The 22,685-nt window shown below is 48.3% G+C and carries 22 protein-coding genes and 1 tRNA gene; 13 read left to right on the top strand and 10 right to left on the bottom strand.

The genetic code is table 11. The features are described from left to right. Positions 1-92: 92 nt before the first annotated feature. The 3 genes from ACYVGO_RS32915 to ACYVGO_RS32905 all read left to right on the top strand — a co-directional run bounded on the left by ACYVGO_RS32915 (position 93) and on the right by ACYVGO_RS32905 (position 2,548). Positions 93-950, top strand: coding sequence for a helix-turn-helix domain-containing protein (locus ACYVGO_RS32915; protein ID WP_460972981.1), 858 nt, complete (start codon positions 93-95; stop codon positions 948-950). A 63-nt stretch (positions 951-1,013) separates the two neighbouring features. Beyond that, a complete protein-coding gene (locus ACYVGO_RS32910; RefSeq protein WP_460972980.1) occupies positions 1,014-2,006 on the top strand; it encodes an aldo/keto reductase in 993 nt (330 codons plus the stop codon). A 101-nt stretch (positions 2,007-2,107) separates the two neighbouring features. Then, positions 2,108-2,548, top strand: coding sequence for a DUF1810 domain-containing protein (locus ACYVGO_RS32905; RefSeq protein WP_460972979.1), 441 nt, complete (start codon positions 2,108-2,110; stop codon positions 2,546-2,548). 448 nt (positions 2,549-2,996) lie between these two features. On the opposite strand, the gene ACYVGO_RS32900 is transcribed toward ACYVGO_RS32905, so the two are convergent. Next, complete coding sequence (locus tag ACYVGO_RS32900; RefSeq protein WP_460972978.1) at positions 2,997-4,580, bottom strand: Na+/H+ antiporter; 1,584 nt, start codon at positions 4,578-4,580, stop codon at positions 2,997-2,999. Between the two features lie 3 nt (positions 4,581-4,583). Beyond that, positions 4,584-5,660: an alpha/beta fold hydrolase gene (locus ACYVGO_RS32895; protein WP_460972976.1), complete on the bottom strand. Its 1,077-nt coding sequence runs from the start codon at positions 5,658-5,660 to the stop codon at positions 4,584-4,586. Between the two features lie 316 nt (positions 5,661-5,976). Here ACYVGO_RS32895 and ACYVGO_RS32890 point away from each other — a divergent pair, with 316 nt between their 5' ends. Both ACYVGO_RS32890 and ACYVGO_RS32885 read left to right on the top strand, forming a co-directional pair. Next, complete coding sequence (locus tag ACYVGO_RS32890) at positions 5,977-6,597, top strand: hypothetical protein (RefSeq protein ID WP_142776603.1); 621 nt, start codon at positions 5,977-5,979, stop codon at positions 6,595-6,597. Between the two features lie 4 nt (positions 6,598-6,601). Further along, a complete protein-coding gene (locus ACYVGO_RS32885) occupies positions 6,602-8,644 on the top strand; it encodes a heavy metal translocating P-type ATPase (RefSeq protein WP_460972975.1) in 2,043 nt (680 codons plus the stop codon). A 66-nt stretch (positions 8,645-8,710) separates the two neighbouring features. On the opposite strand, the gene ACYVGO_RS32880 is transcribed toward ACYVGO_RS32885, so the two are convergent. Next, a complete protein-coding gene (locus ACYVGO_RS32880; protein WP_460972974.1) occupies positions 8,711-9,619 on the bottom strand; it encodes a sugar phosphate isomerase/epimerase family protein in 909 nt (302 codons plus the stop codon). A gap of 856 nt (positions 9,620-10,475) precedes the next feature. Between ACYVGO_RS32880 and ACYVGO_RS32875 the strand changes: the two genes are divergently transcribed. Then, on the top strand, positions 10,476-10,715 hold the full coding sequence (locus ACYVGO_RS32875; protein ID WP_460972973.1) for a hypothetical protein: 240 nt from the start codon (positions 10,476-10,478) through the stop codon (positions 10,713-10,715). Positions 10,716-10,919: 204 nt separating this feature from the next. On the opposite strand, the gene ACYVGO_RS32870 is transcribed toward ACYVGO_RS32875, so the two are convergent. Beyond that, positions 10,920-11,594, bottom strand: coding sequence for a class I SAM-dependent methyltransferase (locus tag ACYVGO_RS32870; RefSeq protein WP_460972972.1), 675 nt, complete (start codon positions 11,592-11,594; stop codon positions 10,920-10,922). 81 nt (positions 11,595-11,675) lie between these two features. Continuing rightward, positions 11,676-12,671 carry a beta-propeller domain-containing protein gene (locus tag ACYVGO_RS32865; protein WP_142770821.1) on the bottom strand — a complete coding sequence of 332 codons (996 nt, stop codon included), beginning with the start codon at positions 12,669-12,671 and terminating at the stop codon, positions 11,676-11,678. Positions 12,672-12,858: 187 nt separating this feature from the next. On the opposite strand from ACYVGO_RS32865, the gene ACYVGO_RS32860 reads away from it, so the two are divergent. Next, complete coding sequence (locus tag ACYVGO_RS32860; RefSeq protein WP_460972971.1) at positions 12,859-14,271, top strand: glycoside hydrolase family 125 protein; 1,413 nt, start codon at positions 12,859-12,861, stop codon at positions 14,269-14,271. 156 nt (positions 14,272-14,427) lie between these two features. Here the strand turns inward: ACYVGO_RS32860 and ACYVGO_RS32855 are convergent, their stop codons facing one another. Beyond that, complete coding sequence (locus ACYVGO_RS32855) at positions 14,428-14,844, bottom strand: response regulator (protein WP_460972970.1); 417 nt, start codon at positions 14,842-14,844, stop codon at positions 14,428-14,430. A gap of 140 nt (positions 14,845-14,984) precedes the next feature. On the opposite strand from ACYVGO_RS32855, the gene ACYVGO_RS32850 reads away from it, so the two are divergent. From ACYVGO_RS32850 to ACYVGO_RS32840, 3 genes are all read left to right on the top strand, one after another. After that, positions 14,985-15,398: a response regulator gene (locus ACYVGO_RS32850; RefSeq protein WP_460972969.1), complete on the top strand. Its 414-nt coding sequence runs from the start codon at positions 14,985-14,987 to the stop codon at positions 15,396-15,398. Between the two features lie 326 nt (positions 15,399-15,724). After that, entirely contained in the window at positions 15,725-16,000 is a 276-nt protein-coding gene (locus ACYVGO_RS32845) for a hypothetical protein (protein ID WP_142770817.1), read from the top strand. A gap of 210 nt (positions 16,001-16,210) precedes the next feature. After that, on the top strand, positions 16,211-16,537 hold the full coding sequence (locus ACYVGO_RS32840; RefSeq protein WP_460972968.1) for a hypothetical protein: 327 nt from the start codon (positions 16,211-16,213) through the stop codon (positions 16,535-16,537). Between the two features lie 198 nt (positions 16,538-16,735). On the opposite strand, the gene ACYVGO_RS32835 is transcribed toward ACYVGO_RS32840, so the two are convergent. The 4 genes from ACYVGO_RS32835 to ACYVGO_RS32820 form a co-directional block, all read right to left on the bottom strand. Next, a complete protein-coding gene (locus tag ACYVGO_RS32835; RefSeq protein ID WP_460972967.1) occupies positions 16,736-18,043 on the bottom strand; it encodes a Gfo/Idh/MocA family protein in 1,308 nt (435 codons plus the stop codon). An 87-nt stretch (positions 18,044-18,130) separates the two neighbouring features. Continuing rightward, complete coding sequence (locus tag ACYVGO_RS32830) at positions 18,131-18,907, bottom strand: hypothetical protein (protein WP_460972966.1); 777 nt, start codon at positions 18,905-18,907, stop codon at positions 18,131-18,133. Between the two features lie 11 nt (positions 18,908-18,918). Continuing rightward, positions 18,919-19,350: an ABA4-like family protein gene (locus ACYVGO_RS32825; protein WP_460972965.1), complete on the bottom strand. Its 432-nt coding sequence runs from the start codon at positions 19,348-19,350 to the stop codon at positions 18,919-18,921. 96 nt (positions 19,351-19,446) lie between these two features. After that, entirely contained in the window at positions 19,447-20,655 is a 1,209-nt protein-coding gene (locus ACYVGO_RS32820) for a dipeptidase (RefSeq protein ID WP_460972964.1), read from the bottom strand. A 196-nt stretch (positions 20,656-20,851) separates the two neighbouring features. Here ACYVGO_RS32820 and ubiE point away from each other — a divergent pair, with 196 nt between their 5' ends. The 3 genes from ubiE (at position 20,852) to ACYVGO_RS32805 (ending at position 22,529) form a co-directional block, all read left to right on the top strand. Then, complete coding sequence (gene ubiE, locus ACYVGO_RS32815) at positions 20,852-21,589, top strand: bifunctional demethylmenaquinone methyltransferase/2-methoxy-6-polyprenyl-1,4-benzoquinol methylase UbiE (protein WP_142770811.1); 738 nt, start codon at positions 20,852-20,854, stop codon at positions 21,587-21,589. A 17-nt stretch (positions 21,590-21,606) separates the two neighbouring features. Next, positions 21,607-22,329, top strand: a complete 723-nt coding sequence (porT, locus tag ACYVGO_RS32810; protein ID WP_142770810.1) for a type IX secretion/gliding motility protein PorT/SprT — start codon at positions 21,607-21,609, stop codon at positions 22,327-22,329. Between the two features lie 122 nt (positions 22,330-22,451). After that, a tRNA-Val gene (locus ACYVGO_RS32805) sits at positions 22,452-22,529 on the top strand. Positions 22,530-22,685: the final 156 nt, after the last annotated feature.

Genomic DNA, 22,685 nt, shown 5'->3' with positions numbered 1-22,685 from the left:
GTCAAATGTAGCAAGGCCACCAGATGCCATAAGTTATTCGGGCACTTCATCGCTCCTCGATCCTCAGCTACTATTTTCGCTAGTTTTACCCTATGCAAGCCAGCGAATCGTTTTTTAATCTCTATAAACAAAACCACAAGCTCTCTATCCGGCTTATCTCGCCTACATTCGGCCATCTTCCTCCCGAAATCGCGGATCAATACGGCCTTACCCAACGAAAATCATACTACTTTTTCCTTTTTATGCGGGAAGGCCGCACTCAGCATGGCGTTGATCTCCAGCAATTCGATATAAATAACAACGAGCTCTTATTCATCCTGCCTCACCAAATCCACCGACTCCCGGTAACCAATAAAGGCACCGATTATTTCAAGCTGGGTTTTGATGAAAATTGTCTTGCCCTATTGCCCAAACAGTATCCCTTCCTCATTAATCCATTCAACAATCAAAAAATACAATTCACGTCATCGACTGCTGCCCGACTCAACTCTATCTTTGACATACTGCTCGACTTATTAAGCGCGGCAGATACCGATCCCGAGCTTATTCTGGCCCACCTCAATAGCCTGTTAACCGAAATCAACACCGCTTATTTTTCCACGGCCAAAAGTCCAGCAGACGACAAACTTTCCCAGTACATTCGTTTCAAACTGTTTGTAAAAAACAACCTCACCGATCATACCACCGTCCATGAAATTGCGAAAAAACTCGCCCTCAACACCAACAGTTTATACTCCATAGTTAAACACTACTCCGGCCTTTCTCCTAAAGAATTCATCACCAACCGTCTCATACTGGAAGCAAAACGTCGTCTCTACTATGCTGAAAGCTCTATCAAGGAGCTAGCCTACGACCTGGGTTTCAACGATCCTGACTACTTCTCACGTTTGTTTAAAAAAGTAACTGGCCAAACAATTGCCACCTTCATTCAGGATTTGTCCGGGAACTAATACGATTTGTCCGGCTCCTTTCCTGCGGTTCCCCAGACCTTTGCTCTCCTACTAAATACACAAATGATGAACAGAAAGCTAGGAACAAACGGCCCCAGGGTATCGGCAATTGGTTTAGGATGTATGGGCATGTCGGGTGCCTATGGACAATCCGACGATACAGAATCCATCGCCACTATTGAACGAGCTCTTGAACTCGGACACAACTTTTTAGATACTGCCGATTACTACCGTACAGGCCACAATGAAGAGCTAATTGCTCAGGCTATCAAAGGCAAACGTGATCAAGCCTTCCTCTCGGTAAAAACCGGTCAGTTGGTTACTGCCGGGCCTAACAAATCTATGGGTCCAGGTTCGGTAACTGGCCGTCCTGATTACCTTCGCAACGCTGTTTTTTACAGTCTCCAACGCCTTAAAACGGATCACATTGATCTATATACCCCTGCACGGGTAGATCCAAATGTGCCAATTGAAGACACGGTTGGTGCCCTGGCTGATCTGGTAGAAAAAGGTGTGATTCGTTACATTGGTCTCTCTGAAGCATCCGCAGCTTCTATTCGCAAGGCGGCTGGTGTGCATCCTATCACTGCACTACAGATAGAGTACTCACTCTGGACTCGCGATATCGAAGCGGAAGTCCTTCTCACCATTCGCGAATTGGGTATCGGTCTGGTGGCCTATGCCCCGCTAAGCCGGGGTTTTCTAAGCGGAGAAATCAGAACGCCCGACGATCTTAAAGACAGCCGTATACACATGCCACGCTACCAGGGTGAGAACTTTTACAAAAATCTTGAGCTGGTCGAAAAAGTCAGAACGCTGGCCGCCGAAAAAGGGTGTACGCCAGCCCAGTTAGCAATTGCGTGGGTGCTGGCCCAGGGCGACGATCTAATTACCATCCCCGGCTCCAAACGCATCAATCACTTAGAAGAAAACATGGCATCCGAAAACGTGCAACTCACCGGGGAAGACTTACAAACCATTGAAGCAATCCTGCCCGCCGGAGTCGTGTCAGGGACACGCTACCCGGAAAGGTTCTTAACTACCTTAAACCACTGAATGTCCCTTCATTAGTAAAGGGGATAGCTAACAACTAGCCACGTTCGCCAGTTAAGAGGATGTTCGGACGAAGGCTACTTTGGTTCCCGACTCAAACGTCTATGAAAACAGATCATTCCCTAAAGCGCTTTTTAGACGCTCAGGATACCAACTATTCCAGAGCCTTAGCCGAAATCAGGAACGGGCGAAAGCAGACCCACTGGATGTGGTATATTTTCCCCCAGATTGCCGGATTAGGCGTTAGTGAAACCGCCCGATTCTATGCCATCAACGACATTCAGGAAGCCAGCGACTACTTAGAGCATCCAATACTAGGAAACCGTTTGGTTGAAATAGCCAACGCAATGCTTCAGATTGAGGGAAAATCGGCCAATCAAATTCTGGGCAATCCAGACGATTTGAAATTACACTCCAGTATGACCCTTTTTAGCCTCCTGGATCAGACAGATCCTGTTTTTCAAGCGGTCTTAGGTAAGTATTTTAACGGCATACCGGATCAACGAACCCTGGCAATTGTCAAAAATAGCTCCTCAACCAGTTAGTTAACAACAAAAAACCATTTCTATTTACAGACTCGTATATTCGTTCTATAACTGGAAACGTATAGGACTTCCGTAAATCGAGTTGATTTGGTAAGGCCTAGCGGTTCAAGTCCTTCACCCTTGTCTTATGACTTTTAACTCCGGCTCCATGAGTTTAGCTAATCCAGAGAATATACCTGATTCGGAGGAAGACGTCGACGATCCGTACATACATACCGTTCTACGGAGGAGTTTGTAGAAACGGTGGAACGGGCTAGTCAGGAGGAAAGCGAGTAAGCGTTGGACACGAACGAAGACTATCTTTTAACCACCTTTATTTAGCTGATAGCGTACGTTTACGGTCCTAACGTGTTTGATTGGCTTTTCGCTCCGATACGGGATGTCTGTCGTGATGTCAAATTCTCACAAAAAAATGGTGATTGCACAATTCACCATTTTTTTGTGAGAATTAAATAATCTTCAACCGTTCTTCTTCCAGATCGATTTGATATAACTGTTGACGGATAATATCTTCGTCAATCTTCGGATCTTTATTGAGCTCGGTTAGGTATTGGCGCTGACTTTCCAGCACTTCCACAAAAATTAGTTTTGTCTTTTCGGTCATCCAGCTATCGTCGGTGGCTTTGGCCCGCTCTTCCCATTGCTTGATGAATTTCTCCATGCCAGCGTAGCCCGTCAGCTCGCTTTCATAGTTGTTTTTCAGAAACTGGTAGACGTGTTGTTTCAAGCCCTGCTTCATTTTTTGCCTGGTCAATTCTTCGGACTCCTCTTCGATTATGCCCTCAAACAACTTCGACCTTGCTATTAAATAAGGGAGCGTAAGTCCCTGTACCAGCAGAGTAAGTAGGATTACAACAAACGTAATAAACAGAATGAGGTTCCTTTGTGGAAAATCTACACCATTCTCTAAGGTAATCGGTATCGCTAAAGCCGCAGCCAGCGACACCACACCCCGCATACCCGTCCAACCCAGCAGCAGGGGCATCAGCCAACGCCGTCTATTGGATCGGGCACGGGGAATTACGCCAGGCCGAAAGATAAACGTAGCCAGTAAGGCCGCATACGAACTGATGATTCGGGCAGCAATTAACACCCCTGTTGCCAATACCCCATAGCCAATGGCGGTTCCCAGCGGAATACCTTTAGCGCGCAGCCCTTCCACAATTTCGGGAAGCTCCAGCCCGATGATCAGAAAGACAATTCCATTCAGGATGAACACAAAACTTTCCCAAACACTAAAGCTCTGAATACGGCTGGCACTGTTTAGAAAAACCAGCCGCCTGGTCGACATAAACAAGCCACCACTCACTACCGCCAGCACGCCCGAACAATGAAGCTGCTCAGCTACCCAATACATAAAATAGGGCTCAATGAGTGTCAGGGCTATGGCAGACTGAGCCTCAAGAGGCAGGCGTTTATGCGCCTGAACAAAAATCCAGGCCAGCAGCAAGCCTACTCCCGCACCGCCCAGTACCATCCAGACAAAACTCAGAGCCGCCTGCTGCCAGATGAACTGACCGGTACCCACCGCGATCAGGGCGAACCGGAAAATAATTAACGAGGATGCATCGTTGAGCAGGCTTTCTCCTTCCAGAATAGCCGACGTGGCTTTGGGAATTTTGACAAATTTGGTGATGGCTCCCGTACTTACCGCATCGGGCGGGGAGATGATTCCTCCCAATAAAAAACCTAGCGCAATGGTAAAGCCTGGAATGAACTGGGTAGCCACTACCGCGACCGACAAGGCGGTAAAAAACACGACCAGAAAGGCAAAACTACCAATGATACGCCACCATTTTTTCATCTCCTTGAAGGAGATCGTCCAGGAAGCCTCAAATAAGAGTGGGGGCAGAAAAATAAAAAAGATAAGATCGGGATTGATTCGTACCTGTGGCAGTCCCGGAATAAAACTAACGAGCAACCCAGCCACAACCAGCAGAATCGGATACGCAATTTTTAGTTTGTTGGCCCACATGTTCAGCAGCACGATGGCGGCTATCATGGCGAGCAGAAAAGGCAAAAGGGTGTGCATGTCTTATTCGTTAGCCGTCAGCGCCAATAATTCCTGAAGATAACCGCCCCAGATGGTCGGGTTGGAATGGGTGCCATGTCCGGTTGTTTTGTCCGATATAGGAAGCAGAATGTAGCGACCCCGTTTCACGCTTCCGATGTGCTTTTCCATGAGCTGGAGTTCAGGCGGATTGACCTGGTCATCGGCGGAGTTAATGGCAAATACGGGCGCTTTTATTTTTGACAGATAAGGAGCGGGGTTATAATCTCGGGAGGCATCAAACTGATAAATGAAATCATTCGCATCCAGGGTAGTAAAATACCGTTGTTCCAGAACCGCCAGTGAAGAATCGGCCTTTGATTTGGTAGGTGACCCTTTTTGCATTTGAAGCGGACTGCTCGTCATAACAATCAGGGACGATATGGCACCCGTTAAGCCTACCTTCGGCTGTGCCATATACTCCCCCTGCTTCCAGTCCGGGTCCAGTTTGATCAGATCGATGGCCATTTTTCGGATCATCCGATTTCGGCCCGCAATTTCTACGGGAAGGCTCGCTAGCGGCATCAGAGCATCCATAAAATCAGGGTACGTATAGCCCCACACCCAGGCCTGCATGGCTCCCATCGAGGTACCTAAAATCAGGCGAAGATGATTGACGCCTAAATGCTCGGTGAGCAATTGATAATTGGCAGCAACCATATCATCATAGGTGTATTGAGGGAACTTCATGTGTAATCCATTGCTTGGCTTGCTCGACTTACCATGCCCTACCGCATCGGGCAGTATGATATAGTATTTGGTAGCATCCAGCAGTTGGCCGGGGCCAAATAAATTCCCGGCAAACAAACCGTTCAGAAACCCACGGCCATTGCCGGTTGTGCCATGCATAATTAAGACGGCATTGGTCACCGTTCCAGTTGCGTCTTTTACCGGCTGCCCCAGGGTTGTGTAATGAATAGTGAGTTGGGGAAGAACGTCGCCGGTTTCAAATTTGAAGTTTTTGATTGCGTAATCGGATTCGGTACCGGCAGGAAATTTTGCCTGGGCATATCCCGATAGATTGATCAGGATAGCAATCCAGAACACCATAAGTAGTTTCATTTGTCTAGTGAAGTGATTTTTAACATGAAGGTGACTAAAATTATACGCTAACCGGGTGTAAAACAAGCTCAAAAGCAAGATAGGGCGTTTCCCAACTAGTGGACAGTTTTAGAAAGTACCATACCAAAGGCTTATTTCCTTAATCTGTTTACAGAAGAAGAGTAGTCCGTAACTTATGCGTAGCATTTGGGTTAACATTCATATGGTTGCACAGCTCCCGGAATCGGATCGTATCTTTGATAGCCTCTCGGCGAGTACTAGAGGCAATTTGTTTCCGTCTGATAAGGCAGGCAGGAGCGCCTATAAACCCGAACAGATGCTTTGGAACTTAATAATCGGCAGCGTTTTACTCGGATCGGTTCATGCGGCTATTCCTAACCACTGGCTGCCGGTAGTGCTGATTGGCCGCGCTGAAAGCTGGTCTGAACGGGAAACGCTGGGGGTGGTGGCCCTGAGTGGCTTTTTCCATACGCTTAGCACCGTGGTCTTAGGTGTGCTGATCGGAGCGATTGGGGTTAAAGTATCTGAACGATTGGAAGAACAGACCCGCCTGATTGCCTCTCTGTTATTGATCTTTATGGGGCTGATCTACTTTGCCATGCACGACGCCAATGCACCACATGAGCATGTGCCAAAGGGGCTAAAGGGACGGTCAAAAACGACCATTATCACCAGTTTATCGGTGGCCATGCTCTTCTCGCCCTGCCTGGAAATTGAAACATTCTTCTTCTCAGCCGGTACACTTGGCTGGCGGGCCATCTCCACGCTGGCTGTCGTGTACACGTTTGTTACAATTACCTGTATGGTAGCGTTGACAGCCCTCTCCTACCAGGGCTTAGCTCGTGTAAATTGGCACTGGCTCGACCATTATGAAAAACGCATTACCGGGAGCATTTTGATTGGTCTCGGCATTCTCACTTTTTTTATTGAACTCTAGACACATGGCAGATGAACATAACGGTCCGGCCGGTACGCCGGAGCGGCACCGGCACGACGGGCATGACCATGACCACGAAGACGACGTCGATCTACTAGAAGAAGGGACGACTCCAGCTGCAGACGTTGCTCCAGGAAAAACAGGTCCCGTACAAACGTTACGCACCTATGCCCCCGTCATCATCAGTCTGGTGGGGCTACTAGTGGGTATCGTGCTGGACAAATACGCAGATTGGTTCAAAGACCCCGTCCGCCTTATCGGGTATATAGCCGCTTACCTTCCAGTCGGCTGGCCGGTGTTGAAACGGGCCTGGAAAGGGATCGTGAGTGGCAATGTGTTCACGGAATTCTTTTTGATGGGCGTGGCTACACTGGGGGCCTTTGGCATTCGGGAGTATCCCGAGGGCGTAGCGGTGATGCTATTTTATACCATCGGTGAATTGTTTCAGGATGCGGCCGTCCTTCGGGCGCGTCGGTCCATCAAAGCCTTGCTCGATGTTCGTCCTGATGAAGTTACAGTCATGCAAAACGGAAAGCCCCAGACGGTGAAGGCCGCTACCGTTGCTGTTGGTGCTGTGGTGCAGGTGAAGCCGGGCGAAAAAGTGGGTCTGGATGGTACAATGCGTTCGGAAAGCGGCACGTTCGACACCGCAGCCCTGACGGGCGAAAGTGTGCCCCGGACAATTGCAAAAGGCGAATCGGTGCTGGCGGGGATGATCAACCGGCAATCGCTGGTCGAAATGGATGTAACAACGCCTTACCAGGATTCCAAGCTGTCCCGCATTCTTAAACTCGTACAACAGGCAACGGGTCGTAAGGCGCAGACGCAGGAATTCATTGCCCGATTTGCGAAGATCTATACGCCCGCCATCTGCGGATTGGCTTTGCTAATTACCCTGGTGCCCTATTTTTTCGTGGCTGATTATCAATTTCGGGACTGGCTTTATCGGGGGCTGGTCTTCTTAGTGATCGGTTGCCCATGTGCTCTGGTCATCTCTATTCCGCTTGGGTATTTTGGCGGCATAGGCGCGGGGTCAAAGCAGGGTATTTTGTTTAAAGGCTCGGTGTTTTTGGATCTGGTGACCCAGCTCAAAACCGTTGTGATGGATAAAACCGGGACGCTAACGAAAGGGGTCTTTGCGGTTCAGGAAGTGAAACCCGTTGGTATCGATGCCAATAAACTAGCACAGCTGACTGCCGCCCTGGAAAGTAAATCGACCCATCCGGTGGCCACCGCGCTCCTGGCGTATGCCCGTGCCAACAACGGCCGTGTCCATGATGGGGAAAAAGGGTATGAATCGATTTCAGTCGAAGGCGTAGAGGAAATTCCCGGTCATGGCCTGAAAGGTCGGGTTGATGGGAAAGAGATGCTGGCAGGGAATGCCAAACTGCTCCAGAAATTCAGTGTTTCGCTTGATGACGCGTTGACTCAGATACCCTACACGATCGTCATGACGGCTCTGGACGGCCAGTTTTCGGGTTACTTCACCATTGCCGATGAGGTAAAGCCCGATGCGGCTGAAGCGGTAAAACGACTAAAAGCAGACGGTATCTATACCGTTATGCTCTCGGGTGATAAGTCGGCGGTGGTCGAAGCCGTGGCTAAACAAGTCGGTGTGGACGAATGGCACGGCGATTTACTGCCCGAAGATAAAGTGACGCAGGTCGAGCGTCTCAAAGCGGATTTGTCAGTTAATCCGAAATCAAAACTGGCCTTCGTTGGCGATGGGGTCAACGATGCCCCCGTAGTAGCGCTGGCCGATGTGGGAATAGCAATGGGAGGGCTCGGTTCCGACGCGACCATTGAGACGGCTGATGTCATTATTCAGAATGACGAACCGGCCAAAATTGCCATGTCCGTAGCAATTGGCCGGGCTACCCGCCGGATTGTCTGGCAAAACATTACCTTATCCTTAGTGGTCAAAGGCATTGTGCTGGTACTGGGAGCGGGCGGACTGGCCACGATGTGGGAGGCCGTTTTTGCCGATGTGGGTGTAGCGATGCTGGCGATTCTAAATGCGGTACGGGTCCAGAATCTGAAGTTTTAGTCAATGGCCGCTGAGTCGTTTTCCGTAGGGTTACACCGAAAAAAATGGTCTGAATATAAAGACATCTCAAACGTCGTTAAGTTGTTTTTTAACGACGTCTATGCCTCGTGTAATTTCACTGTCAAAATCGGTCCAGACGCACTCCAACGACAAGCCTCCGGTATACTTTATTTTTTTTAATGCGCGGAAATAGGGTCTGAAATCATCGCCCATTACACCGGGCGCTGTCCGCTTTTGTTTTTCGGCAATGTGGCAGTGGGTTATGTACTGGCCATACTTGACAATCTCATCCGGGCTCTCGTTGTCTTTGAGCATATGGTAAATGTCGCACTGAAGTTTAAACCAGGGGTTATTAACCGCCTGAATGATCTCTACCCCCTCTGCCAGGCTATTGATAAAATTCGTTTCGCTCCGGTTAAGCGGCTCTACTGCCAGGGTGACACCATATTTTTCAGCAAGGGGGGCCATCTTCTGGCATAGGGCAATGTGCTGCGCTTTGGCAGTAGCCCGGTCAAACCCATCGGGAATAGCACGAGAGCCCCCACTGCCAAATACGATATTTTTCGATCCGCACTCTTTTGCCCGTTTCAACGCTACCTCAGCCCGCGCCAAAATAGCCTCATGGTGCAGGTCTGGACCTACAGACTTAAGCTTGCCCGGAAAAAAATAGATGTATGACCGCACTGGAAACGTTTCTTCGGCAAGGGCCAACCGGTTCTTCTCAAACTGGGCATCCCCTCCTTCATCAGGAATCAAAAAACGGCCTACGCTTTCCTCGACAAACGAATACCCCAGCCTTTTCAACAAACCCGCTTTATCGTAGGAGGTACAAACGCCCAGCGGCAAGGTAAAGCCAGCGGCAGGTACATCAGAACTGTTCGGTTGGCCTAGTATATTAAAGGCAGGCAATCCTGCCAATATGCCAGTTGTATAGGTTAAAAAGTCTCTCCGTTTAATACGCTTATCCGCTTGCATATACACTGGTTGGTATGATTGAGTAAAAGAATAGGTTCTCCTGACGCTTTTCCAGACAATAATCGCCAGAAAAGTCAAATAACCTAGCAAGTCAAGCTACTTTGAGGGAATAGGGATAAATCCTCTGCCTTTCACAACTAAAGGTGTTTGCCAGCGGCCGTCATTAAAACCCGCATTCATTCAGCCGGGTTGTTCTTTGGTAGCCTTGTAACCTTTACCTCCATACACACTGCGGGTTGTGCCATCAGTGTACTTGATCAGGATATGGGCAATAAACAGCGGGCAGGCGCAATGACTGATCGCTGGTTTGTTTACCCGATCCCCCACTGATTTAATCCCAGCATGAGCCTATTATGCGTCTAAAGGCTTTCTAAGCTTACTACAGTAACAAGAGGAAGGTACGGGCTGAAACCACCATATTTCGACTGGTCGAATGGCAGTACCCGTCATTTCCTGCCGACGAATCGGGCCAAATTTCCCGAAATCTGGTAGCGGGGGCGCAGTTGCCTAGTTTGTGGACGGCTTTCCGTTAGTGAGCTGCTGGATTTTTGCATTGGCAAACGTTTTAACCTCGTTGAACAACACCCGCTTATTGACCGAATGTATTTGCCAACCAGCGGTTCTTTGAGGAGTTTGGTAGTAATTTTCACTAATACCATCGTAGTAGACACGGCTCGTCCATCTGTTCCCAGCTTAAACTCTTCAAAGAATGCCGCTCAGGCGTTATGATTGCCGAACAGTTCTCTTCACGCGCCGGAAGGCTTCCGCCTAACGTTGCCCGACGTTGTTTTAGGCACTGAATTTCGGGACTTGTCTCCTCGGGTTTATCAGGCATTTACTGAACCGAGCCTGGTAAATGACACTCATGCCGGTGAGTGCCATTGATGTACAGGGAATCTGCCAGAACCACGGCCTACAACGAGGATACGAATACGACGGCAAGCCTCCTCCGGACCGCAACTCCCGGCGAAAATTCAGTGGATTCTCTTCGGATCGGCGGCCCGGCCGTCCAGAAACGCCCGCGCATACGGCGATGCATGAGGCTGTATGGCAACTAAATCCCCCGTATTCCGGCGTTTTCTGTCAAAAAAAATGATTGGATCCGACTTCATACATGGTGACCGCCGATGCGTAGGTTGCAAGCCGATGCGTAGGTTGCAATGGGAACGCCCACGCCAGAGCCGTTGTCGTAGCCCTTCAGCACCATACACCTAGCGTTCCAGCGGTTAATATTCTCGATTCGCTGTTCGAGTTCAATAGTGCCGGGATTGAATTGGTATGAGCTTGGCTTGAGGCCTCATTAATCGGCGTCTTTTCGAAGTAAAGCCTGGTAATCCAGGTGCAACAGTGTTTTTCGAGTGCCAAACTGTTTGAGCAGTAAATCGATTGCCCGCTGGCAACGATGGTATTCAGGCTTATCCGGTTCCCACAGATAGTCATCAAACAGCATAAGCCCCCCAACCTTGAGTAATTCCCAACTGTACATACCATCAGCAAGTACGTTGATAGCATCGTGAGCCCCGTCAATGTAAATAATGTCGAAACTGGCAGGCGGTAATTTGGTGAGGGCAATTTCAGAGCGCTCCTGAATAAGGGTCACCTGTTGGGCTTTGCCCGTTAACTGAATATTATGCATGAACCGGGGGCGGGGCGGGTTAACTGGCCAGGGCATAGGGTCAACACAAACAAGTTGTGCACTGGGGTGCGTCAACACATTTTCCAGAAACCAAACTGTTGAACGACCTTCAAAGCTACCGATTTCCAGTACCCGAAGATTTGGCTGATGCCTATAACCAGTAAACCACTTTTCCCAATTGACATAATTGTGGCTAGCCCAATCCGATGTAAAGCTAAATCCAACCGTACGCTTTAGTTTTCGTTCAAATTGCTTTTCCCGAACAGAACGCAGGTAGTTCATTAATAGATTGATAACATGGGTAGCCCGGTGAAGGCTTGCGACAAGAATACGGTGCATGAAGGGTAAAAGAGTAGCCGACGAATAAGTAAATTGCCCCTAATTTAGGGCGTTAAAGCGCGTCATCCCAAGCCGCGGTTATTATCGTTGCTGCTCGCCTGTGTCCGGGTTTCCGGGCTCGTCCAGTAATTGAATGGACGTAGCAGGACCTAAATCCGGATTTTCCCAGGACGACAGCGCCCAGACAATCTGTTTAGCAGGTGTAACTTCAAAAACCTGAACTGTGCCGGCCCATTCTGCGGTATTGTTATTGCCTGCAATCCAGCTACATATCACCGTATTTCCGTTGGCCAGGCGATTAGCGGTTTGTGTATTGCCCACTTTAAAAGGGGCATCGGCCCTGGTAAATTCCCACACAGTTTCTCCCTTTGGATTCACTTCGCGAGTGTACCCCTCGCCATCGCCAGAAATCAGGGTATTTCCGTTATGAAGCCGAATAGCAGACCAGGCTGAAGAAGCATTAACCGACCAGACCTCTTTGCCATCCCAATCAAGCTCAACCACCTTCTTTTCGGTCAGAAGACCTACCATGATAGTCTTTTTGCCGGGTGTCATACGCACATGGCGAAATTGATAATGTGAACCGGTACCTTTCGTTGGAATAACCAACTCTTTCAGCAACTTATTGGTAGCTGTATTAAAAATCATCACCTTACCAACCGTACCATTCAATACCATCAGAACACTATCCTTGCCAATTGGCTGGCAAGAATGAGTTTCAGTACCTGGTGCGCATACATATTGCCAGATAATGTTTTTCTCAGGCGTTATAACCCCGGCTCCCGACATGCAGGCATAAACAATATTCCCATTGGACAGCAGCGTTGCATCGTCGAATTCCTGAACAGCTCCGGTGGCCGTACGCATGGGTACAGAGTACTGCCAAACCACTTTCCCACCCCGTATAAGGAACATAGATTGTGCAGTCGGTTTGCGAATGTCCCACTCACCAGCATATAAAAAATCGTGCTGTTTCAAGCCTTTTCCGGGCAATTTATACCGATCGCTTTGTGATTGTGCGCCCACCCATGAACTGACGAGCAGAAAAATGATTACTAGTTGTGAGCTGAGTTTCATAGTAAGGTTTAGGCGTATCAAGTCCATACAGACCTAGTAGGCAGTTTGCGGGCTAATCTACTCCGTGCTAGTGGCAAATGAAGTAGGAATTTGCGGCTTCGATTACAAAAATTCGGTTAGAAATGGTCTTTTTTGACATACTTTTGAATGAGTTAGACCCGTGTCATTTAGTAATGCAATCGTGTTTATGAACAGAAGTACCTTTATAAAAAAATCAGCCGTGCTAAGTACAGGCTTACTGCTCAGCAAGCTACCCACCTTTGGCAATCCTGCCCTTCCAGTTGTACGCGTTGCGCCAGACCAGCGGAAGTTCAGCAGTAAGGTTATAGAGGATACGATCCTTGAGTTTCAGTCGGCCGTGAAGGATAAAGAACTAGGCTGGCTTTTTGGCAACTGCTTTCCCAATACTCTGGATACCACCGTCACGTATACGAAAGGGAGCAAGCCTGATACCTACGTTATTACCGGCGACATTGATGCCATGTGGCTTCGGGATAGCACCGCACAGGTGTGGCCGTATCTGAATTTCATCAAAAAGGATAAGGACTTACAGCAGCTCATTGCGGGCGTAATAAACCGGCAGACAGCCTGCATTTTACGGGATCCATACGCCAATGCCTTTTACGATGACCCAACCAAAACGGGTGAGTGGAAAACCGATGAAACCGATATGAAACCGGGGTTGCATGAGCGTAAATGGGAGATAGATTCCTTGTGTTACCCCATTCGGCTGGCCCATCGGTACTGGCAGTTGACGGGCGATACCACTCCCTTTGACGCTCAATGGAAACAGGCGATAGGGCTTACGCTTAAAACGTTTAAAGAGCAGCAGCGTAAGCACAATAACGGCCCGTACCATTTTCAGCGTAAAACATCCTGGGCTACAGATGGGGTGCCCATGAATGGGTACGGATACCCAGTAAAACCAGTTGGATTGATCTGCTCCTCTTTCCGGCCAAGTGACGATGCCACAGTCTATTCGTTTTTGGTCCCATCCAATTTCTTTGCGGTAACAAGCCTTCGGCAAGCGGCAAAAATGATTGACAAGATAGCCAGTGATAAAGCTACTATCAACGAGCTCAATGCGCTTGCACTTGAAGTAGAAACGGCTTTAAAGCGGCATGCCATTATTAACCACAGCGACTACGGTAAGATATATGCCTATGAAGTGAACGGGTATGGGAGTTATAATTTGATGGACGACGCCAATGTACCCAGTCTGTTAGCCCTACCGTATCTGGATGCTATGCCAGTAAATGATCCTGTTTATCAAACTACGCGGAAGATGTTGCTATCGTTAAACAACCCCTTCTTTTTTAAAGGCAAGGCTGGCGAAGGCATAGGTGGTCCACACGCGGGCATTGATATGATATGGCCGTTAGGTATTATTATCCGAGGCTTAACCAGTACCAGTGAGAAGGAGATAAGGGAGTGCATTACGTTGCTAAAAAATTGCCATGCAGGCACCGGTTTTATGCATGAATCCTTCCATAAAAACGATGCAGCAAACTTCACCCGCAAATGGTTTGCCTGGGCTAATACCCTGTTCGGTGAATTTTTATGGGAAACCTATAAATCGAAACCTCATTTGCTAAGCTAACCAATAACTGGCCCTCTCTTATTCACAATGCCGCTTCATGAAGCGGCATTGCTGTTTATAGCCAGCAAAGCTACTATTAGTCGCACCAAATGCCTATCAGCTTACCGGCCTCACAGAGTGGATAGTTTATCGCTTTACGATCAAACTGGGATTCACTCAGAGACTGGCTACTGACGGCCCCTGCTTATCAACTACCTTCAGAATTATATCCTGAAGTTCCTGGAACGAGGTTGGCTTCACTAGATAGCCACTGGCCCCTAGCGCCAGAAAACGTTGCTGTTGCTCTTGATTGAACTGGCCTGATAACATAAATACAGGGATGTTCTGGCAACACACATGGCCCAGAAAAGTTGTTAACCAGGCTTCCTGATCGTCAGTAGGGACAACCCCATCCAAAACGATAGCGGTTGGCCTATTGGCAGCCTTGGCGGCCTCCCCAAGAAATGATTCGGCAGACACAAACCATTTTAGGGATATTGTCTTGGCCCAATTGTCAAATCCGTATTGCCAAAACATAAAATCGTCTTCATCATCATCCAGTAGCGCAATCCAGGGTGTAGGTGTATCTATCATTATTGAACTGATTGTAAGCAATAAGTATAGACACCTATAAGCCAGCAATTGTTTAAGTCCATAAAACTGATCGACCTGTCTTGGCGCTGGCAGTAGTCGGTTGATTGTTGTATATTCGCATTCTCCGTAACAACTAGCTAATGGATCCGTACCCGGCTCATGCTGTCTTTATTGCTGATGATGATGAAGATGACCGCCTACTATTACAATACGCCTTTGCCCAGCACAGTCCTGAATGTCAATTGGTCTTTGCGGTGGATGGGCTGGCCCTATTAGAGGACTTGGCACAACTAAAATCGGAGCCGTGTTTAATTATCCTGGACTTGAACATGCCTCGGCTCAACGGATTTGAAGCCTTGCAGGTATTGCGCTATAGCTCGCGGTATGCGCACACTCCAATCGTAATTCTAACAACCTCCGGTGAAGCAACGGATCGGTTGTATGCGTATGAACTAGGCGCTAATGAATTCCTGACTAAACCCACCACGCTGGATTTACTAGGACAAACAGTTAGTCATCTTCGAAAAGCCTGGCATTTGGACCAATGCGTATAATTAGCTGCCTGGGTGCTGATTGTAGTATTGCCTAATGTAAACTTGACAAGTAATTCCATAAAACGTAAACGAGAGCGCGATGTCAGTATCTACTGGCATCGCGTTCTCGTTTACTAACACCTGTATTTTTTTTGGTTACCAATAATAAAATGCAAAGTCAGAGGGGATAGAAATTGTCATAAACACAACAAAATCAAGGTTGTACCGCTTACTAATAGAGAGGGGAAATTAGGGCTTGGCGCGAGTTTTGCATTATATTTTCATTAATTATTTAATTTAATCATTAAATAATTAAACATTTGTCCTTTTTTACCAATACATACAGTATGGGTGCTATAGTAAAGTTATCGATAAAGAACGTCATCGATCTTTGGTTTGCCGAGGACACACCGATTCGGCAATACAAAATCAGAATGAATCCGAAGTTGTGGGCAATGTGCCAACAGGTGAGTCAAGACTTTAAAGCGCCTTCGGGCAGGTTGACTCCCAATAAGTACCGAAAATCAGATAAAGTGGCTTTTGCCCGAATTGTTCTGGATAATCTAGAGCAGGGACAAACGGAAGCAACTTCGGATGAAGATTTATTTGAGTTAGCGTATTAACGCCTGATCGGCCGACTTATCTACTACGGCTGAGCGCGCTACGCTCAATTCTTGATTTGCCATTATCCTGATTATAGGTGGCAAACAAAAAAGCCCAGCCACGAAATGGCCGGGCTTGGGTATTTACGGGCTTGCCTGGCGCTGATACCAGGCGGAAATTGTCGAATAAACACCTACCTTGTCGGCATACCCAGCATTCCGTAGCGTCTAATGCCTATACTCACCTTTACGACTGCAGTACCCACTAACTCTGATAAAAATGGGACCGATGTGTTGTTTTATTATAAAACGCATGACTCCCTGATACGTCAGAAAATCCATATAGTCGGCTCTGATAACGCCTGGGCTATGACTGCCGATGAAAAGACCGCTTATACACAACGCCTGTTTACCAGCGCCATTGCGTATATGAATGCGTATTGGAAACGACATCACAAACTCCCCGAAGAGCAAACTGAGGTTCACCAGGGAATTGATTTCCATATACAGTCAGAGCAAAAAACAGCCTGGAAGGGCTACACGCTGGAGTTAGTGTAAATAGATCGAATGTCCGATCACACTTTCCTGGTATAGGTGCCGTTTGCTCCTTCATCGAAACAAACGTTCGACTACCTGTTCGCGGCTTATACCAAAATGAGCAGCAACATCTGACAAGATCTTATTCAATGTGCCGAGTCTGACGAGATTGTGTTTGGGTACTGTCAAATGATGCGTACAAAGATAGCTAAACCCGTATTAAACCGGATACTGCCATTCACCCCGGTACGCCCGACTCAGGAGCTTATTGGCTTCAGGATCATTTGGAATCTGCGTACCATCCCACTCAACACTACGACCAAGCTTCAGCGATAGCATACCAAGCAGCGCCATGTTTGTTGATCGCTGCCCAATTTCGATGTCGCAAACGGGCAGTTTGTTGGATTTGATGCTACTTAGGAAATTGGCCCAGAGTAAGGCGATATTCTGATCATCGGGTTTATCCAGTTGAGGGTCCTGATGAACGACTGGTTTTTTAGGATCTGATGGGTAGAACGTCCAGCCGTCCATCCAGCCCATGTGGAACGTTCCTTCCGTTCCGTAGAAATAAACGCCTACGGCCTGCTGTGGGTGTGTTTTCTCAGCCATGTTGCCACCAAATGTCCGGTGCTCCCAAACGGCGGTAAAGTCGTCAAATTCAAAAGTAGCTACCTGATGGTCGGGAGCATCGGTACTATCTTTCTTGATGGCCCGGCCACCAGTCGAGTATACTTTTCGTGGGTGATTTTGCTCCGTTACCCATAAAATCTGATCCATCCAGTGAATACCCCAGTCACCGAGTGTCCCATTGGCATAGTCTAAAAAATTACGCCAGCTCCGGGGGTGCATAGCCGGATTGTAGGCTCGCAGTGGAGCAGGACCACACCACATGTTCCAATCCATTTCTTTAGGTGCTTCCCCATCGGGCGTAGGCTGACCGGCGCCACCAGCATAATGCACAAATGCCCGCGCCATACCAATCTTCCCAACCTTCCCGGATTGTATAAACTCCCGGCCCGACACATTGTGGGGCGACACTCGCCGGTGCATACCTACCTGGCAGATCTTCCCGGTTTGTCGGGCAGTTTTCACCATTGCCTTCCCTTCATTAATAGTATGGCTGATTGGTTTCTCTACATATACGTGCGCTCCTGCCTGCATGGCCGCAATAGCAATAAGCGGGTGCCAGTGATCGGGGGTGGCTACAATGACAATTTCTGGCTTTTCGGTGGCCAGCATTTCGCGGTAGTCGCGGTAAAGCTTGGGTTTATCGGACGTTAGTTTGCTTAGGGTATCGCTGGTTTTTTGAAGCTGCCGCGTATCCACATCGCAGAGCGCAACGATTTTCGACTCGCCAGCCTGCACCGCATTTAGGAGGATATTACCGCCCCACCAGCCCGTTCCTACCAATGCCGTGCGATACTTCTTGGCCGGTTGGCGAGTAATGAATGCTCTAACTTGAATTGGATCGGTGATGAGTGTAGCCCCAGCCAGAGCAGACGTTTTCAAGAAATCGGTACGGTTCATCGGAGAAACAAGGTTATCGAGTATGACGTTGACAGGCCGCTGAATTGGCCTTTACCCTGTAAAGATGAGCAGGTCGATTTTTTACCGTCAGTTGCCCAGGGTAGACAGTAAGGGTTTACTGGCTAAGGCCTGCATCAGTAAGAACGTTACCAAAAGAAAATAGAAAACAGATAAGATGATAACATGGATCGGTTGCCGGGCAATGTAATAGCTAAATAGGGGAATTAACTGCAAGGCATGCATTCCAAAAAAGTGGGCAACTCGTAGGTCGCCAAAGCGGGTACTCCAATTGAGTACAGGTAAACCCGGCCCACCATCAGGCGCGCCAACCGTGTGTGCCAGACGGCCCGCCATCATAAATCCTTCGAACGCAAAAACGACAAAGAGGAGAATGCCCAGTCGGATACCCCACAAATAGGCTGGGCTACTAGTTGTCGTATCGAGCCGAAAAAAGAGGAAGCCAATGTATGCCGTCCAGCCAGTAAATACCGTAATGGCCACACCCATCAGGCTAAACAAAAGACCATCTATTGGAGTGGAAAGATTAAAATGCGATAACTTACCTCGGCTGGCCTGCCAGATAATAATGCCCAATTCAACAACAAAAACGAAAACGAACATCCAGGAGTAGACGCGCACACTTCCTTTTTGAGGGAGTTCTGCAAGATACCAGGCCATTGTCCAGCAGAGAATAACCGTAGAAGCAAAAAACTTCATAGGTTTTAGATACGCATTGATGCCCAGCACCTGGGTCTGTGTGATGAGAGCCAGCACAGCGCAAACGAGCATCCCCGCCATGCAACACCAGCCTAGCTGATACAGAATGATATTTCGTACCTGAAGCGTAGAGAAGATAGCTGTCATAATGATGGATTCTATACAGATAGTTGCCGTGTACGAATTACCCGAATGAGCCAGTACAAGAGCAAGCCAATGGGCCCGAGCATAAAGCAGAAACACAAGGGAATCACAATGAACCAGTGCGAGATACATTTCTCCTGCGAATCGCGCACAACAACGGTTCCAGCGACTAAATCGAAGGCGAGGTAATGTACCCATCCGGCCAGCATAACGCCATCGCCCCCATTCGAAAACAACCCTTTAACACCCGCCAACGTACCAAAAGCAGCAAAATCGACCGGCCCGCCACTAAACAAATAAATAATGTAGATGATAGCCAGACCTACCGGAATCAGGTATGAGTTCATCAGCCACTTCGTCACGAACCAGCGCGGGGCAAAAATCATCAGCAACCACTGTGGCAGAACAAGCGTACTAGCCAGGCTAAAAACAGCTTCGGGAGACATGGTTATTGGTGGAGTAGTTAATTAGTTGAGTCAGTAAATTAGTGAAGTAGGGAACAGCTCCGCTAAATGAACCACTGCACTTATTTCACGATTCCACTAATTCCCTACCTTCGCCTGCCCCAGCACCCGTAGCAGATTACCACCCCAGATCTTGGCAATGTCGGCTTCCGAGTATTTCCGACGAACGAGTTCGGCGGTCAGGTTCTCAATTTCGCTCACGTCTTCGAGACCATTTACGCCCCCGCCCCCATCGAAGTCGGAACCAATACCTACGTGGTCGATGCTCGTCAGTTTAACAATATGATCAATGTGATCCACAATATCGGATAAACTGGCCCGCTCCGACGCGTACGCTTTGGCTACCGAATCGCTCTGGGCCTCCAGCCGCGCTTTCATATCTGCCGAGAGTACTTTACCTACGCCCGCCATCCTGATTTTGGTTTTGGCCGCCCGGTGCTCAGCAGATGGTTTTTTGAGATAATCGCTCACAAAATTCACCTGCACCACACCACCTTTAGCGGCAATGGCCTTAATCATATCATCAGTCATGTTCCGCGGAAAATCGCAGATGGCGCGGCAATTGGAATGCGAGGCAATAACGGGGGCTTTTGAGAGGGCCAGCGCGTCGTAAAACGTACTATCGGCCACGTGCGACACGTCGATCAGGATACCCAGTCGGTTCATTTCAGCTACGACCTGTTTGCCAAAATCACTCAGGCCACCATAGATCGGGCCATCCGGGTCGGTCGATGAATCGCCGATGAGGTTATTGGCAAAGTGGGTCAGGGTGATGTATCGGCAGCCAAGGTCGTAGTATGTTTTCAGCATCGACAAATCTTTGCCAACTGGATAGCCATTTTCCATACCGATAAAAACGGCCCGCTTACCCAACTTCTGAATCCGATACGCATCGGCTGGTGAGGTCGCTAGTTCGGCCTGATCGGGGTATTTTTTCAGCGCCTGGTGAATCAGATCGAATTGATTGAGGGCGTTCCGTTTGGCTTCGGCATGGCCCGAATCGGTCCGGGGGCCTTGGGAGGTATAGACGGCAAAGAACATAGCGTCCATGCCACCCTTCTTCATCCGTGGAAAGTCAATCTGCGACTGATCCCGTTTGGTATCGTGCGAGGTACCCACATCAAAACCCGGCTTCTGCATCATAATGGGCGCATCGGCATGGGTATCGAGCGTGAGTACGCGCTGGTGAATTTTTTGAGCTTTTTTCGTGATTGGGTCTTCTTCAGCAGGCTTACTAATCACTAATGAACTCAGCGCCAGTAAGGTTAAAAAAAAGAAAGAGGGCATAGCGAATCAAGTTGTAGATGAGAGAATAGCATTGAGTCGAAACTACACATTGCCCACCGAACTAACAAACTTTCACCTGAAACGTACCGTTATGGCATTACCTTTGTATTATATTAAAGAGTGAAAACTACTGAGCCAATAAATCGCTGGTGCGCCAACCGCTCTTTCACTCGCTCACTCATTCGCTCATTGAAAAATGTCTGTTGTTCCTTATAAAGATAAAGACACCTCCAAACGCGAACAGGTCGCGGAGATGTTTGATAGTATTTCACCCAAATATGATTTGTTAAATCACGTCCTAAGCGGTGGCATTGATATTCTCTGGCGCAAACGGGCCATTCGTGAACTCCGCAAGGCAGCCACCAAGCCCCCTAAACGCATTCTCGACATCGCTACCGGCACCGGCGACTTCGCGTTGGAGGCACTAGCCCTCAAGCCCGAGAAAATTGTTGGTATGGATATTTCGGAGGGCATGTTATCCGTTGGGCGCGAGAAGATGAAAAAGCGGGGCGTCGATCAAATTATTGAAATGCGCCTGGGCGATTCAGAAGGATTGCCCCTGCCAGACAATGATTTCGACGCTGTCATCGTTGCATTTGGTGTGCGCAACTTCGAAACCCTGTTAAAAGGCTTGACCGATATGTACCGCGTTACTCGCCCTGGTGGTGTTTGCGTGGTGCTGGAGTTTTCGAACCCGCGCCAGTTTCCGTTTAAACAGTTTTACAGTTTTTATTCCCGAACCATTCTGCCGCTCATCGGGCGCGTAGTAAGCAAGGACTCCTCGGCCTATACCTACCTGCCTGAATCGGTGCAGGCGTTTCCCGATGGTCCCGACTTTCTGCGTATTTATGAAGCAGCCGGCTTTACAAACACTAAATGGATACCGCTCACGTTCGGCGTTGCATCGATCTACATAGGCCACAAACTGCCATAGCCTATCCAGGCCAACCCATGCTAAACGCTATTGCCCGATTATCGGCGCATCTTGGTTTTATTGTATTGCTTAGTTGTCTTTTTTATACCGAGACACGGGCCCAGACAAGCTATAAATACGTACGAAAGCACCTCGAACGCTACGACGACAAGACCATACATTACGGCTTTTTCTTTGCAGCACCGGTCACCCGGTTCAGTGTTAGCTACAGCCCTACGTTCCTTTCTGCCGATTCGGCTTACCGGATTTATTCGCCTAATAAGCCCGCGTTTCGGGTTGGTCTGTCGGTCAACGCTTATCTGAACGACCGGTTCGATTTGCGGCTGACGCCATCCGTATCGTTGTTTAGTCGCGAAGTACAGTATGATTATCCAGGCGGCACCTCAAAAACCGAAACGCGCGAATCGACATGGATCGACTTTCCTTTATTACTCAAATACAAATCTGAACGCCGGAACAACACACGTATGTACTTGCTGGCTGGTGGAACATTCAGCATCGAGAGTAATGTGCGTCGGAAGGAACTCCAGGGGGCCAGCAAGCTGAGTACAGGCACCATCGACTTTGCCGTTGAATATGGCGTCGGGTTGGAGCAATTTTTTGAGTTTTTCAAATTTGCACCTGAATTGCGTTTCTCTCATGGGCTTGTTAATCTGTTGCAGCCCAGCAACAACGCAGCTGGCATTGGGATCAAAAAACTGACCACCCATTCGGTAACCTTGTATCTGAATTTTGAATAAACTGCGCATTGGCTATCAGCCACTTGCAAATTTTTTCATTTTTTTTGAAGCAAAGGCTTGCATAAAGCTCATTTAGCCTCTTATATTTGCACTCCCAAACGGAACAACGCAAGGGAAACAAAGGGAGTTTAGCTCAGCTGGTTCAGAGCATCTGCCTTACAAGCAGAGGGTCGGCGGTTCGAACCCGTCAACTCCCACCACTGAAAATCAAGCACTTACGAGACAAAACTTGTAAGTGCTTTTTTGTTGGTGTACATTTTGGTGTACAAAAGTGATTAGATTACTGAGAGTTGTTTGGATCAGTTCCAAAAGTTGTGGAGGGCATTGTATTTTTTTAGGTTTGTGAATTAATCAAA

The sequence above is a fragment of the Spirosoma migulaei genome, from assembly GCF_054776855.1.
The sequence above is the reverse complement of the archived record's forward strand: the minus strand, read 5'-3'. Positions and strand labels throughout refer to the sequence as shown.